14 protein-coding genes are annotated in these 15,624 nt (G+C 39.4%); 3 read left to right on the top strand and 11 right to left on the bottom strand.

Features of this window, described 5'->3' with window-relative positions:
* Positions 1 to 55: 55 nt before the first annotated feature.
* The 11 genes from CGICJO_RS04200 to ychF form a co-directional block, all read right to left on the bottom strand.
* Positions 56 to 1,537 (bottom strand): O-antigen polysaccharide polymerase Wzy family protein, encoded by a 1,482-nt coding sequence (locus CGICJO_RS04200; protein WP_486499748.1) that lies wholly within the window; start codon positions 1,535 to 1,537, stop codon positions 56 to 58.
* Between the two features lie 11 nt (positions 1,538 to 1,548).
* Complete coding sequence (locus CGICJO_RS04195) at positions 1,549 to 2,400, bottom strand: hypothetical protein (protein ID WP_486499747.1); 852 nt, start codon at positions 2,398 to 2,400, stop codon at positions 1,549 to 1,551.
* Positions 2,397 to 3,230, bottom strand: a complete 834-nt coding sequence (locus CGICJO_RS04190; protein ID WP_158096214.1) for a LicD family protein — start codon at positions 3,228 to 3,230, stop codon at positions 2,397 to 2,399. Before CGICJO_RS04190 ends, CGICJO_RS04195 begins: the two co-directional genes overlap by 4 nt.
* 31 nt (positions 3,231 to 3,261) lie before the next feature.
* Entirely contained in the window at positions 3,262 to 4,212 is a 951-nt protein-coding gene (locus tag CGICJO_RS04185; RefSeq protein ID WP_486499746.1) for a glycosyltransferase family 2 protein, read from the bottom strand.
* On the bottom strand, positions 4,209 to 5,306 hold the full coding sequence (locus CGICJO_RS04180) for a glycosyltransferase (protein ID WP_486499745.1): 1,098 nt from the start codon (positions 5,304 to 5,306) through the stop codon (positions 4,209 to 4,211). Before CGICJO_RS04180 ends, CGICJO_RS04185 begins: the two co-directional genes overlap by 4 nt.
* Positions 5,303 to 6,835, bottom strand: coding sequence for a lipopolysaccharide biosynthesis protein (locus tag CGICJO_RS04175; RefSeq protein WP_486499744.1), 1,533 nt, complete (start codon positions 6,833 to 6,835; stop codon positions 5,303 to 5,305). The genes CGICJO_RS04180 and CGICJO_RS04175 overlap by 4 nt, the downstream gene beginning before the upstream one ends.
* 73 nt (positions 6,836 to 6,908) lie before the next feature.
* Positions 6,909 to 7,766 carry a glycosyltransferase gene (locus tag CGICJO_RS04170; RefSeq protein WP_087376884.1) on the bottom strand — a complete coding sequence of 286 codons (858 nt, stop codon included), beginning with the start codon at positions 7,764 to 7,766 and terminating at the stop codon, positions 6,909 to 6,911.
* A 31-nt stretch (positions 7,767 to 7,797) separates the two neighbouring features.
* Positions 7,798 to 8,478: a sugar transferase gene (locus CGICJO_RS04165; protein WP_087376882.1), complete on the bottom strand. Its 681-nt coding sequence runs from the start codon at positions 8,476 to 8,478 to the stop codon at positions 7,798 to 7,800.
* Between the two features lie 2 nt (positions 8,479 to 8,480).
* Positions 8,481 to 9,686 carry a DegT/DnrJ/EryC1/StrS family aminotransferase gene (locus tag CGICJO_RS04160; RefSeq protein ID WP_486499743.1) on the bottom strand — a complete coding sequence of 402 codons (1,206 nt, stop codon included), beginning with the start codon at positions 9,684 to 9,686 and terminating at the stop codon, positions 8,481 to 8,483.
* 70 nt (positions 9,687 to 9,756) lie between these two features.
* Positions 9,757 to 11,601, bottom strand: a complete 1,845-nt coding sequence (locus tag CGICJO_RS04155) for a polysaccharide biosynthesis protein (RefSeq protein ID WP_486499742.1) — start codon at positions 11,599 to 11,601, stop codon at positions 9,757 to 9,759.
* Between the two features lie 679 nt (positions 11,602 to 12,280).
* Positions 12,281 to 13,375: a redox-regulated ATPase YchF gene (gene ychF, locus CGICJO_RS04150; RefSeq protein ID WP_087376702.1), complete on the bottom strand. Its 1,095-nt coding sequence runs from the start codon at positions 13,373 to 13,375 to the stop codon at positions 12,281 to 12,283.
* Between the two features lie 219 nt (positions 13,376 to 13,594).
* On the opposite strand from ychF, the gene CGICJO_RS04145 reads away from it, so the two are divergent.
* From CGICJO_RS04145 to CGICJO_RS04135, 3 genes are all read left to right on the top strand, one after another.
* Positions 13,595 to 14,269, top strand: coding sequence for an HAD-IA family hydrolase (locus CGICJO_RS04145; RefSeq protein ID WP_486499741.1), 675 nt, complete (start codon positions 13,595 to 13,597; stop codon positions 14,267 to 14,269).
* Between the two features lie 66 nt (positions 14,270 to 14,335).
* Positions 14,336 to 14,818: a DUF4830 domain-containing protein gene (locus tag CGICJO_RS04140; RefSeq protein WP_486499740.1), complete on the top strand. Its 483-nt coding sequence runs from the start codon at positions 14,336 to 14,338 to the stop codon at positions 14,816 to 14,818.
* 14 nt (positions 14,819 to 14,832) lie between these two features.
* Complete coding sequence (locus CGICJO_RS04135) at positions 14,833 to 15,609, top strand: pseudouridine synthase (RefSeq protein ID WP_486499739.1); 777 nt, start codon at positions 14,833 to 14,835, stop codon at positions 15,607 to 15,609.
* The last annotated feature ends 15 nt before the right edge of the window (positions 15,610 to 15,624 follow it).

The following is a 15,624-nucleotide window of genomic DNA, read 5'->3' as shown; positions in this document are numbered from 1 at the left end:
TAAACCGCAAGGCTTCTGCTTTTTTATTTAATACCCTATTCGTTATTTATGATTTTCAGTCCGTCTGTTTTTTTAATTTCTTTTTTAAAAGCATAACTGCGCCGTACAACACCACAATGCCGATTATAAACACAAAGAAATGGTAATCCAGCACGTCCATAAAGGCGTACAGCGTTGTTTCTCTGGGCATTAGAGGTAGGCTTGCAAAAACTCCAAGTATGACGGTATTCAAAAGCCAAAAACGCCCGAATAAATTCCATAGGAAGGCTATAAACATACCTAATAGGAAACTTATTATAAACACTCCGAAATATCCGAAGTCCACATAATTTTCCACCACATAGGATGTTCCTCTTCCTTCTCCGGCAAGGTAACTGCTTCCCTGAACCACATAGGATATGGCGTGTGCAAAGCTGTGACTGTTGTATGCACTTCTAAAGCAGTTGCCTGAACCGATATAGTCCGGGTCTGTTCCCAAAACAATGTTGCCCAGTTTACCGTATACATAATTATCGTAAAGAGGGCCGAAAGAAAAGTATCTCGGCTCACCGGGAATCCAGTCCTCATAGGCTATTCCCTGAAGCACAGTGTCGTAGGTTGTACCCTGCTTAAACAAAAAGTCTACTGCAATTTCTGAGGGGTTTAAGTCAACAGCCTCTCCGGAACGCAGGTAATTCATAACACCCATTCCCAAAATAACCACAGGAATGGCGATTATTATCATAGCTTTTTCAATCTTTCCAATCCACTTTTTGCCCTTTGGCAGACGCTCTCTGTTGCGTATTACAAAGTACACAAAGGCAAAAACTGCTTTCAGCATAAACGGATTTCTAAGTCCGATAATAAGCATCGGAATACCGGACAGCACATATGCTCCCAAAACCACATAGCTTATCTTCTTGTTTGGCTTTGTAGCCAAAAATGCAAACACGCTGAAATCGTAAAATCCGGCAACCAGATTGATTATATAAGGAACTCTCGGCTGATATTCGGAATAATACGCCTCGTAGGCTTTTCCTCTCATAAACAGCAGGGCGTCCAGCTCTTTTATACCAAAACAGAGCAAACAGCCAACCATAACCACAAAGGTTATAATACCCATAACCTTTAAGTCTATCTTAGGAAGCTTCTTTCTTGCTTTTTTCTCTTTTCGGCGTAAACGTGGAAATAATTTTTCGGCAGCTACAGTTCCCAAAAGCAATGCAACCATACTGAACAAAATACAGTTTAAGGCTGTTATGTTTGTGGTAGTCCCGAATATGCTGTACCATGCAGATTGTCTTAGCATGTAAATAGTGGGTCTTGAAAGCAGAAACATAAAAATCATTACATTAAATAAGAGGAACATTACTCTCTTTTTGTAATTTACTGCTCCGTAAACTATATTGCACGCAAAAATTAAAAGCAAATTGCAAAGCAATACATTATATAAATCTGTAGTTGAAAAATACCAATATGCGCCTAAAAGTATCAGATATACAGCTGAGAATATCACACCGGACTTTGAAAAATATTTTTTTAAATTCAGTTTGTCCATATGTTATCCACCTATATTTTTCTATACATCTCTTTTAAGAAGCCTATATTTATTGAAATATCTCCCAAGAAGCTGTTTTCCATAGGAAGTGAGTTGTGTATTCCATCGCCTGCATCATAGGTTTCAAGATGGCAGACCTCATAGTTTGTAAGTCCCAGAATTCCATCTTCAAGCTTTTCAATCTCTTCCTCATTTTTTCTTATAGCTTCATGTCCGATTATATCGTACTGCTCTATTTCAACATATTTTATTTTCTCATACTGGTCCTTGGTATTCAGCATAATGCTCAGCTCGAAGCCGTCCTCTGTACGGTATACATACTGAGAAATTACAGGGCTGTATGTGTCCATCTTATGCATTTTATCCTTTGCACTTTCAAGTGCTTCCATTGCAAGGTGCAGGTCAATCTCACACGCAGCAAACAGGTCGCTGTCCTCAACCGGAACACCGTTTTCATCCAGTTCTGTTTCAAGAAGCTGGTCTATTGTCATGGACTTTCCTATTGCGTAATCCTCAAAGGCCTCCATCTGGTCTCTCCAGTCGCCCTTGTAACCCTCATAGCACAAGCCATAGGACTCGCCCTGTTCCTTTACGGACATGACATTTGTATCATCGCCCTTAAATTCATTGCGGTTGATTGAAAGATAGGTAATCTTACCGTCCTTATCAACACCAACACCGAGATATACAACGTTTACTCCGTCCTCTGTTTCCTCAATAGCGGAAGAAAAAGCAACGCTTGCGGCTTTTGGCTTTTGTCTTTCACGTTTTAAGGATGTGTTTTCCTGGCTCTGACAGCCCGTGAAACAGAATAAAATCATTGTAAAAGCTAACAATAAAGAGATTTTCTTCAAATAAATCATTCCTTCTGTGTCAAATAATTTTTGTATGATTTCTCACAGTCAATAATGACGCCATCGTGTGAATAGTAAGCGGCAGAGCCTTTTTTCGGCACAACCATATAATCACTGCCGTATACATTCGTCAAATATCCGTCATAACCATTCATAACTTTTACGGTAAGAGAACCGAAAGGCTTTTCACATCCTGGAGTAAACCACTCCTTGGGATGAAACATAACCTTGTCCCCCTCCATATCCATATAATAATCGCCTGTGGTCTGAAAGCTGTCCAAAAGCTTTTTGCACCAGCGGTTTTTTCTCTTTCTTCCTGCTATACCATAGAAAACAGCCATCACCTTTTGATAGATGCCCTCTTTTTTTATTGCATAGTAGGGCAAATATCCCATTCTTCTTAAAAGGGTAACTCTTTTCTGGATTTTTTCTGTTTTTTCAGGCAGCTGTGCATCAAAGAGAGGGAAAATATCAATTCCTATTCCCCAGTTCATAGGAATGTCGCTGTCCTTTTTATTCATGGAGGTTGTGGATGTCTTTCTTACCTTAGGATATACCAAAAAATAATTGGGGTCTGTTTCCATATCCTGATAAAAATAATCCTTTGGCAGCTCCTTTAAACAGTATTCTTTAAACTTATCAAGCTGTGAATAAGGGATGTAAACATCTATATCGTCGTCCCAGGGAATAAAATTATTGTGACGAACTGCGCCAAGACAGCTGCCCCATGCCATGTAGTAATCTATATTATGGCGTTTGCATACAGCAATCATCTGTTCCAATACATCAGCAAGCTGTTCCTGTAACTGTTTAAGCTCCTGATTTACTTCCTGACCCATATTTAACCTCATTTCTCTATCGGTTTACTTCTTATTTAAAAGCAATAAGCTTTCTGTAAAGTCCGCCGCTGACCATAAGAACCACAGCTGAAAGCTTTCTGCTTTTATGGAAATACGGACATTTCATAATAAAAGAAAAATTACTGCGTATATATTTTATAATCTCACGGCGCTTTTTAATATCCTCCGGATCGCTCAAATCAATCATCTTATCAAGAACATTAAAATACGCCCAGATAACACGCATTTTAGCTTCGTATTCAACGGAAGGGAAGTTTTCCTTTACAATCTCATAGTTTCTCTCCCAAGCTTCTATGGTGTTATAGTTTTTAGCGCTGAATTTTGTGGTGGTGATACTGTTTTCCCTGTGAATATAATAATAAACCGCATCATTTACAAGGACAACACGGCTGCACTGTGAAAGCAGGTCCAAAATAACAAATCCATCCTCTGTTATTTTTCCCACAGGATAGCGCACATTATCAAACAGGCTCTTTTTATAGAGCTTATTTACAGCCCATACGCTGGCTTTTTCGGCAATCAAAATTTCCTTCATTGCCTCTTCCCTTGTGTAAACCTCCACCTTGTCGGAAAGTTCAAACTTTGGAATAACCCCGCCGTAACAGTCCAGCACTCTGCACATTGACATATCGGCTGAATTTGAAGTAATCGCTTCATAAAGTCGCTCATACATATTTTCGCTGATAAAGTCATCGCTGTCTATAAATCCTATAAACTCCGCCTTTGCGTGTTCTATACCGTAGTTTCTTGCGGAACTAAGTCCGCCGTTTTCCTTGTGGAATACGGTTATTCTTGAATCTTTTTTTGCGTATTCATCGCATATTTTGCCTGAATCGTCTTTAGAGCCGTCATCAATCAACAGCAGTTCAAAGTCCTTAAAGGTCTGCTTTAAAACTGAGTCGATGGCTTTAGGCAGATATTCGCTGACGTTATAAACCGGCATTACAATACTGATTTTCATTTTCCACCTCTGCTGATTACATCGTCCCACATTTCTACAACATGGCAAAGCAAAAATTTTGACTGATATTCCCTGCAATTTAAGGACATCTCTTCCAAACGCTTTGAATCTCTCAGTAAATCCACCATTTTAACGGCAAAAAGCTCGGTGTCATAGCAGGGGACAAGCAAACCGTTTTCACCGTTTGCAATTATCTCGTTAGCCCCTGTTTTTACATCGAAGCTAATCATAGGCAGACATTTTGCCAATGACTCCAGCAAAACTACAGGCAATCCCTCACGGTATGAGGTGAGAGCAAAAACCGCTGCGTCCTCATAAACAGGCTGCAAGTCCGTAGCTGAACCCATAAGCAAAATATTTTTATCTAAATTTTCTTTTTCTATCTGTTCTTTGTAAAAATCAAATTCCGGCCCGTCCCCGTAAACCTTCCATTTAAGGTCAGGTTCAATGGACACAGCCTTTTTTGCTATCTTTAAAAGCAAATCAATTCCCTTTTCCTCCGAAAAACGTGTTACGGAAAGCACCGTTCCGTTTTGGGAATTGTACGGGATATCCCTATTAAGGAAACTATCCTCTATAGGGTTTGGTATGGTTAAAAGCTTTTCTTTAGGGGTCTTGAAAATCTTGTGATAGTCGTTCTCTGTGGTTTTTGTAAGAGATACTATGCGGTCGGCGCATTTTGCGGTAACCTTTCTGAAAAAAGTCGCCTTTTTATCGTCAAGCTGGTTGCAAAGGGCGCCATGGTCTGCAAACACATGGTATCTGCCTATTCCGATGTTGGCAAGTGATGTTATAAAGCCTGCAATCACTCCCAAAGACAATACACAGTCGTACTTATTCTTTTTCAAAACCTTTCTAAGGTTTTTGCGGGAATCCGCCAAAAGCTGGCGGATTCTAACACTTTCTCTTATTGTATATATTACCTTAATATCATTTGGAAAATCATAATAAAAAGACTCGTTTGTCTTTCCCAGACTTACTATTGTAACATCATACATGCGGACAAATTCGCTGCACAAAACACTGCAAATTTTCTGAACTCCGCCCATTGTGGTGATATCGTTGATCACAACGGCAAGCTTTTTCCTACTCATAACGCTCTCCTTTTTATAATCTTCTTAAACAAGTCTAAATAATAAAGGAACTCTTTCTTATTTAAAATAAGGGAAACAATTATAATCAGCGTAAGGGAAACCACACCTACAACCACTGCCTTGACAATAAGCATCCAGAATGATGTAACTGCTATCCAGGAGCTCAAAAGCATTGTCACTGCGCATACGCCCACAAGGCTCAAAAGATAAACAGTGTAGGAAATGAAATAGCTGGCGGTTTTTCTTCCGAAACCGTTTCGGTACAATACCAAAGGTTCAATCCACATATTTACAAAAAGATGGCTGCATATAGTGCCTATCAAAACGCCCACAAGCTCAAGATGCGGGGCTAAAATAATGGAAACCACCAGATTTACAAGTCCCTCAGCCAACGGGCGGAAACGGTCCTCGTGATAAATACCCATTGCTTCTTTAAATGTCAGCAAAGAAGAACGCATACCTGTCATATAGAATTTCAAAACCAGCAATGTAACAACAAGCTGGCTCAACAGCATGTTTTCACCGAATACAACGGCGATAAAGTCGCTTATCAGACAGTACACGCACACGGAAATTACACCCATAAGCAGGAAGTTGAAATAGTAAACCTTTTTGAACACTTCAAAGGACTCTTCCTGGGTGGACTGTGCGTTGAAGTTTCCCACACTTGAGGTTATGGAGGAAAACAGCTGTGTGATAAGGGTTGAAAATGCGTTGGTTACATACACATAGTTTGTATACATACCAACCGTTACAATTCCGATAAACTTGGAAATAATCAATGAGTCCGTTGAAGAAACACACACACCGCCTACTTTATGAAAAACAAGAGCTTTAACATTGCGCTTCATGTTCCTCATAATGCCATCATCTATCTTGCAGTCCTTGTATTCCTTGAGATACGGATACATTTTCTTGGTTTTTATGGAAAGCAGTACGTTTTCCAGTAATGTAAATATAATCTGAATAACTAAGTACAGAATAAAGTTCTTTGTAGCAACCAAAACGGCAATTTGCAGTACGTTCATAGCCACATACAAGCCGTAGTGATAAATAATCGTGATGTATTTTTTCTGATCTGCAATAATCAGGTTTTGTTTGTAGGAATTAAAATATGAAAAAGATGAATTCAAAACAAACAAGAAGAATATAAGATAGATATTTTCCACACTGGAAATATCACCTGTTATAAAGCTTTTAATAAAGGGCGTCAGACACAATCCGATTCCCAAAATTACAAATCCCAGTATTGTGTAGATTTTCTTGTACAATCGCATAATTGCGCCGATCTGCTCTCGGTCGTTTTCTGCAAGAGGTTTGTAAAGACTGTAAACAATGGCAGGACCGATTCCCAGCTCCACCAAAGACATCATCGACAAAATTTGCGTAAATAAGCTGTTGATACCCAGCAGTGTTTCGCCAAGCATCATCAAAAAAATTCTTCTTGAAACAAATGTAATTACTATATTTATAGTCTGCGCAACAGTTGCGGCCACCGCATTGATTGCGGAATTTCTTGTTCGTTCCAAAGTAATCAACTCCTTTCAAAAACAATGCAGAAATTTAATTGTTTAAACAACTCTTTCAATTACTGACTTTTAATCAGTCCTGTTGTTTTCTCAGAAGCTTAATAAATATCCATTTTCTGATTTTTTTCGGCATTAAAGCAACTACAAACTGTACACCCAATGTGTACATATAATCTCCGTAAGAGGCAAGTCCAAGCTTGTACACTTTTTTTCTGCTGGCTTTATACTTTTTAAAATATGCGTATCCGCCTCTTCGTTCAATCATCGCCAAGCCTGTGCGGGCATACACCAAAGGCTCTGCAATGTTTTTTCCCTTTGCGCCGGAAAGTATCATGCGTGTCCACAGCATGTCGTCCTCCATAAGCGGCGCATGTTCATAATTTCCGGCTTTAAGCACGGAACTCTTTTTAAACATTACCGTCATATGGTTATATGCGCTTCTTCTTTTTTGGTAAGCTATAATCTCTTCGTTTGTAAGGGGAACCTTTCTTTCCGACAGAACATTGGTTACATCCCCTTCAAATTCGATAATATAGCTTCCGCAGATATCAAGATCCTTGTCCTGCTGAAACTCCCTCAGCTGCTTTTCAAATCTCTCGGGGACACAGATATCGTCTGTGTCCATTCTGGCAATTATCTCGTTGCTGCAATTTACCACGCCCTCTTTCAATGCAAGTCCAAGACCTATATTTTCAGAAAGAGGGACTCTCTTTATAAGGTTTTCATACTTTTTTTCATATTCGTCCAGCACGCTGTACAGCTCATCTGTCAGCGGTCCGTCCTCTACAACAACCCATTCATCTGCCTGTACTGTCTGTTTCAAAAGACTTTCAAAACATTCACGCAGATATTCGGGCTTTTCTTTTATATAAACAGACATTAAAACGGAAATCGGCTCTTTTGTTTGCAGGAACTTCTCATCTCTTCCCATATGATCTTCCTCCATATATCTCCTACCGTGCTTATTCTGCTACCGCTGTCACAGTTCGAATCATAACACGAATATCATAGAAAAATCCGAAATTTTTCAAATACTCAAGATTATACTTCATTTTTTCCGGCAGGATTTGCTTAACATAAACATCGTCCGGGGAAACAGCGTCCTTTAAAAGACGGTCTTCGTCCTTGTAAGCAATGCTTGCAGTTGATGTAACACCGGCAGGCAAAAGCAATGTAGCCATCATTTCCGGAGTATAGCAGTTTACGTACTTTTCAACCTCAGGGCGTGTTCCTACAAATGACATTTCACCCTTTAAAATATTCAAAAGCTGAGGTATTTCATCCAAGCGGCATTTGCGCAGACGGTTTCCTGTTTTTGTAATACGGCTGTCGTTGTCAACTGTTACCTGTGTGCCAAGCTTTTCCGCATCTGTAACCATTGTACGGAACTTAAATATACGGAATGTCTTTCCGTACTGGGTTACACGAACCTGTCTGAACATGACCGGCCCCTTTGAGTCGGTTTTTATCATGATACTTATTACAAGAAACACCGGTGACAGCAAAATCAAAAGAATAAGAGAAACTATAATATCAAACACTCTTTTGATTATCAGACTTGCCGTTTTCCTCTTCAATGCAAGATAATACGGTTTTACCTCATCAGTTTTCATAACATCGGGAAGCTTGTCCCATTTTTTCATAATCATTTATTCGACTCCTTGAGCACGCCTGCAAATGTATTTATTACACGTTCTGCCTGTTCGTCTGTCAATTTTGTATGAAGCGGCAAAGTAATCTCGCATTTATACAAATCATAAGCATTTGGATAATCTTCAATCTTAAATCCAAGATTCTTATAAGCTGTAAGCAAAGGCAACGGCTTATAATGTACGTTTGTTGCAATGTCTTTTTCAGCCATCTTTTCAATAATGAGGTTTCTTTCCTCTGCACTCTTGCCAAGCATATAAACCAAATACAGATGTCCGCTGGACTGATGGTCATCATCATAGTGATTAAGTACTCTAACCGGCATATTTTCAAGTGCCTTGTTATACATAGAAACGATATGTTTTCTTCTTTCAAGCATTGACGGATATCTTCTCAGCTGTGCCAAACCAATAGCCGCCATAATATCTGTCATATTACATTTATATCCAGGCAAAAGGATATCATACTCCCATTGTCCAACTTTTGTCTTTGAAAGAGCATCCTTAGTCTGTCCGTGAAGAGAATAAAGCATAAAGAAACGATAGATCTCCTCGGAGCTGTAGTTTGGAATTTCTCTCCATGTAACTGCGCCGCCCTCTGCTGTTGTGAGGTTTTTAACGGCATGGAAAGAAAAAGCTGTAAAGTCGGCAATTTCTCCGCACATTTTGCCCTTTCTCATTGCACCGAAAGCATGGGAAGCGTCGGCAATAACAACAATACGTCCCATAGCCTCCTGCACCTTGTTTGCAGGACGGAACATTGCTTTTTTCTCATTTACAATTTCATATATTTTTTCATAGTCGCAAACAACTCCTGCCAAATCAACAGGAATAATAGCTTTTGTTTTTTCCGTAATTTTTTCTGCCAGCTGTTCGTAGTCCATCTCGCAGGAACCCGGAGCAGTATCAACAAGAACAAGTTTTGCGCCTACATGACACACAATGCTTGCTGAAGCTGTATAGGTGTAAGCACTTGTAATAACCTCATCTCCCGCTCCAATGCCTAGAAAATGTAACACTCCTTCCAAACAAGCAGTAGCTGAGTTCAGACAGACCGCTTTTTCAGTGTGACAAAAGGAAGCAATCTCCTTTTCAAACTGTTTTGTCTTTGGTCCTGTGGTAATCCAGCCGCTTTTCAGGGTATCGACAACCTCTGCAATCTCTGCTTCTGTAATATCGGGTGGTGAAAATGGAATTAGCATTTTTAAACGTCCTTTCTTTGCGTAAGCGAAAACAAATTACTTTTCATCCGCTCCGCTTTCATTACATCTTTTAGTCAGATAGACGAGAACACGAAAAAGTCGGAACCAATGCCTGCAAACAGCAAAGCAACTGACGGGTATCACCTTTTTCTACTGTATCGTGCAGTTTTTCAAGCATTTTATCAAATTCTTCCGTATCTACATGTATTTGCTTTCCTATAAAAATTTTATGATTAAGTGTAGACTTTAATCCTTCTTCATTCATCAAAAGCTCTTCAAAAAGCTTTTCTCCCGGTCTAAGGCCGGTAAATTTAATTTCTATATCCTTATAAGGCTCTTTTCCGTACAGACGGATAAGATTTTCTGCAAGGGTTGTTATTTTAACCGGTTCGCCCATGTCAAGCACGAAAATTTCTCCGCCCTTTGCCATGGCTCCTGCCTGCAAAATAAGTGAAACAGCCTCAGGAATTGTCATAAAATAACGAATAATGTCAGGGTGAGTTACAGTAACAGGCCCGCCCTCTTCAATCTGCTTTCTAAATAAAGGAATAACAGAACCGTTTGAGCCTAAAACATTTCCGAATCTAACTGCAACAAATTCAGTGCCCTTTGAAATTTCTGCATTGTACTGAACTATCATCTCACAGCAGCGTTTTGTAGCTCCCATAACATTTGTAGGGTTTACCGCCTTATCGGTAGAAACCAAAACAAATTTCCTTACATTATATTTATTGGCAAGGCCTGCCACATTAAACGTACCGAATATATTGTTTTTTACAGCCTCGTCAGGGTCGTCCTCCATAAGAGGAACATGCTTATGAGCCGCCGCATGGAATACCAAATCCGGATGATACTCCTCAAACAGTCTGTCCATTTTTTCATAATCACGTACAGAAGCAATACGCACTTCCAAAGGCAGTGTGTTTCCGTATTTTCTCAAAAGCTCCTGCTGAATACTATAGGCATTATTTTCGTATATGTCTATAAGCACAAGCTTTTTAGGCTTATACTGTACTATCTGACGGCACAGCTCTGAACCTATGGAGCCACCGCCGCCTGTTACCATGCAAACACTGTCGTTTATAAGATTTTCCACCTGCACATTGTCAAACTGTGTGGGTTCTCTTCCCAAAAGGTCTTCAATTCTTATATCCTGTGCCTGAGAAATCAATTCTTTTTCAAAAATCAGCTTGTGAATATAAGGCAGTATCTTAACCTTACATCCTGTTGTAGAGCATAAATGCAAAATCCTCTTTCTTTCCTCCTTGTCACAGGAAGGAATAGCGAAAAAAATAGCCTCTATTTTATGCTCTTTACAAAGCTTTGGTATCTCATCTGTCGGCCCGTAAACATTGATACCGTGAATACTTCTTCCTATCTTTTCTTTATCATCATCTACAACGCATACAGGCGTATAAGCACATCCCGGTATACTCATCATTTCTCTTAAAATACTCTGACATGCCTGTCCTCCGCCTATAATCATAGAGCGTTGTTTTGACGCTTTGTTCATACGTGCGTCCGACGTATCAACCAAATATAAATATAAAAATCTCGCTCCAATCACTGCCAAAACTGAAATGCCGCCGGCAATAATCGGGTACATTACCGTTTCTAACTGCTGTGCTACAATCAGGATTACTCCGGAAATAACCGTACCTGACAGCACACTGAACACACAATAAATTAAATCTACTATATCAGCATAACGCCAAACCTTATTATATGTGCCCCACGCTACAAGTGAAAGCATGTTGCATACTATAAAAACAGAAGCGTTCCAGAATACACCTTTCGTTGTCATCGGAATATGGGCGGTGAACACAACCATAAAATACGAAATAACACAGGCTGCCACCAATACCAACAGGTCAATCCCCATCAGCATCAATTTTCTCTGTCCCAAATTTTTCAAATTACCTTCCTCGCATTTCATTTAATAATATCGAGTCTTAAAACATTTATATTTCCCTATAGTTTTTAAAAAATTTTCCAAAACACTTTTTACACATTATTTACACTATATCATATATTACCACCTCAACCCTTAAAAATCAATACATCACGCATTACATCACGTATTTTTCGGAAAAAAAGACAAAGTAACTGTATAAAACCCAGTCCCTTCTCAATAATTGACATATATAAAATGAACAAAAATATCACAAAAGTTCAAAAAGAAGATTTTATTTTATGCTAATTTGAACTTTCCTTTCCATAAAATTCATCATTTTAAACAACTCTTTTCTATCTCATGTCAATTCAAAAGCTATTTATTTTTACTTTTTAGAAATATTATCTTTATTTATTATTCCTTTATGGAACTATCTAACCCTAAAATTTGATGATTACATAAGATTAAATATAAAAATAACCGTGGTTCAAAATTTAAAGAACCACGGTTGTTGTTTTTATTATTTAAAATTCAACCCAAATGCAAGCGAGCCATTCCAAGTCACTTAACAAAACGTCTCGCCCGACCTGTGATGAATCTTACCTCCAGATTAAACCTTTGCAAGGCGGAAATAAAAGACTCGCCCGACCTGTGATGAACCTAATTTTTATATCTGCCCTTTGCAGGTCAGATATAAAAATCAAACGTTGAAGCGGAAGAGGACTATGTCGCCGTCTTTCATTACGTAGTCTTTGCCTTCGCTTCTTACAAGACCTTTTTCCTTAGCGGCGGTCATGCTTCCGCATGCCATAAGGTCGTCAAATGCTATAACCTCAGCACGGATGAAGCCACGCTCGAAATCAGAGTGGATTTTTCCTGCTGCCTGTGGAGCTTTTGTTCCCTTTGTGATTGTCCATGCTCTTACCTCAGGCTTGCCGGCTGTAAGATAGGAAATAAGTCCCAGGAGAGAATAGCACTCTTTTATAAGTCTGTCCAAACCGGACTCTGCAAGTCCCATGTCGGCAAGGAACATCTCTTTTTCCTCTTTGTCCATCTCTACGATTTCGGCTTCTATCTCTGCGCAGATTGGCAAAACTGCTGCGTGCTCTTCTGCGGCGATTGCTTCAACCTTTTTCAAGCCCTCGTTGTTCTCTATTCCGTTGGAGAAATCCTCTTCGCTCATGTTTGCGGCATATATAATAGGTTTGTTGGTGAGGAGAGCAACTGTGGAAAGAAGCTCCTTTTCCTCTTCTGTACATTCAACACTGCGGGCGGATTTACCCTCGTTGAGAACGTCACGTACACGGGTGAAGAAATCAACCTCTGCCTGATATTTCTTGTCGGCTTTTGTCATTTTCTGAGCCTTGTCTATTCTGCGGTTGATAATTTCAACGTCGGAGAGAATAAGCTCAAGGTTTATTGTTTCTATATCACGAACCGGGTCGATGCTTCCTTCAACGTGGATAATGTCGTCATTTTCAAAGCATCTTACAACATGAACTATTGCGTCACATTCTCTTATATTAGAAAGGAACTTGTTTCCAAGACCCTCGCCCTTTGATGCGCCTTTTACAAGTCCTGCAATGTCAACAAATTCGATTGTTGCAGGTGTGTACTTGTCAGGGTCGTACATTTCTGCAAGCTTGTCAAGTCTTGAATCCGGAACTGCAACAACGCCGATGTTTGGCTCTATTGTGCAGAAAGGATAGTTTGCAGACTGTGCGCCTGCATTTGTTATAGCGTTAAAAAGTGTGCTTTTTCCTACGTTAGGCAAACCAACGATACCCAGCTTCATTTTATCTACTCCTTCATAAAAACGGTTGATTATTTTCAAGCGATAATGTATTATTTATTGGTGGGCGGCTGTTTAAAAATCTACCGCCTCAATCTCTAAAGCATGAGAAAAATTCTCGCATTACAAGGTATTATATCACAAATTTTGCTGTTATACAACAGTAATATCCCTTTGAAAATGCCTTTAATATAGAAAAGGAAAAGATAAGGAAGTGTTTTTATGGCACACGAAAAAAACTTGAAAATAAAATATAAAGCGGTTTTGTTTGACCTCGACGGAACATTAAGCGAAAGCGCACCGGGAATAAGATATTCCCTCGAGGAAACATTAAAAAAGATGGGACAGCCTGTGCCGGATTTAAGCGACTACAGCGTTTATGTAGGCCCTCCTCTTCTCAATACCCTTATGAATCTCTGTTCCATGACCAAGGAAGAAGCGGAAAACGCAACTGAAATTTACCGTGGAATTTACAACACGGTTGGAAAATACAAAAACAAGCTTTACGACGGCATAGAGGAGCTTCTTACAGCTTTAAAGGACAGCGACGCAAAAATCGCAGTTGCAACCTCTAAGTACGAGCCTTTCGCCGAGGATGTTATAAAAATAATCGGCGCATATGATTATTTCGACAAAATCTGCGGTTCAAACCTGGACGGAAGCCGCAAGGACAAAAAGGATATTGTGGAATACGCAAGAAAAGAGCTGGGACTCAGCGAAAACGATAAAATGGTTCTGGTTGGCGACACCTTTTACGACACAAAGGGAGCTTTAGCAGCAGGAATAGATTTTATCGGCGTAAATTACGGATACGGCAATAAAGCTTTGATGGTTGAATCAGGCGGAAAAAACTTTGCCGACACACCTATGGATATTTTAAAATTTTTAACTGAATAAAATCTGTCATTTAAGGCTTTTCAAAAACATATACATCAACAAAGAATATTTTTAGAGGTGATGTATATGTTTGCCGCATCTTTTAAGATGAACAAGCTTGCCGCAGTTACATTTCTGTGCTCCTTTACTGTGCTTTTGGCAATTATTTGGATATTTTTTGCTTTTGGCGTGTTCCAGCCTGAAACAGCACAGGTAGAAAATCTGGGCAAATACAGCTTGAGAGTTTCCGACAAGGAAGAAACAACAGCCTTTTTCAGGCAATTCGGTTTGAATGTGGATTTTACAAACTGTGTTCAGCGTGAAATTATCATTCCCGAAAAATTTGACAGTCTTTATGAAGAGTACAACAATCTCCAGAAATCTCAGGGACTTGACCTTTCAAAATACAAGGGTCAAAATGCTCAGCAGAGAATTTATCCAATTATTACGGATAACCGCCGGGAATATTACGCCGTTCTTATTGTTATAAGGGACAAGGTGGTGGGCGGCCACTTAAACACAGGCGGAATTGATGAGCCGCTTCTGAATTTCTTGGGTGACAAAGCATAAAAAGGATAATTAAAATGGATAGACTTGACAAAATACTTGTTTCTCAGAATGTGGGAAGCAGAAAAGAAGTTCAAAAACTTATAAAAAACGGACTCGTCGCCGTAAACGGAAAACCGGAAAAAAAGCCGGAAAGCAAGTTTGACCCGGAAAAGGACGAAATTTCCGTACAGGGCGAGATTCTCAATTTTCAAAAACATGTTTACATAATGATGAACAAACCCGCAGGGGTTTTGTCGGCCTCCAACGACAAAAACGCCCCAACGGTTATTGACCTTTTGCCGGAAAACATGAAAAGACGTGGGCTTTTCCCCGCCGGCAGACTGGACAAGGACACCACCGGACTTTTGATTATAACCGACGACGGCGACTTTGCCCACAACATGCTTTCCCCTAAAAAGCACGTGTACAAGCTTTACCGAGCTGAAACAGACGGAATTATTACCCAAGAACACATAGAGCAATTCAAAAAAGGAATAGTGTTTGAGGACGGAACACAGTGTTTGCCGGCTAATCTTTATACAGAATGTCCGCTGGATGAACCGTATAAAAATTATTTCGGAGGCACGTTAAAATCAAATGTGGGATTTGTAAAAATTTGTGAAGGAAAATTCCACCAAGTGAAAAAAATGTTCCTAGCTGTCGGTCTAAAGGTGATATTTTTAGAAAGATTGTCAATCGGAAATCTCGTTTTAGATAATAATTTGGAACGAGGAGAATCGAGATTTTTGTATAAACATGAGAAAAATCTCATTTTTGATACAAAAATATACTTAAACATGGAACAATTTTGACAATGTGGTAATATT

This window comes from Candidatus Limousia pullorum, from assembly GCF_057405065.1.
The sequence above is the reverse complement of the archived record's forward strand: the minus strand, read 5'-3'. Positions and strand labels throughout refer to the sequence as shown.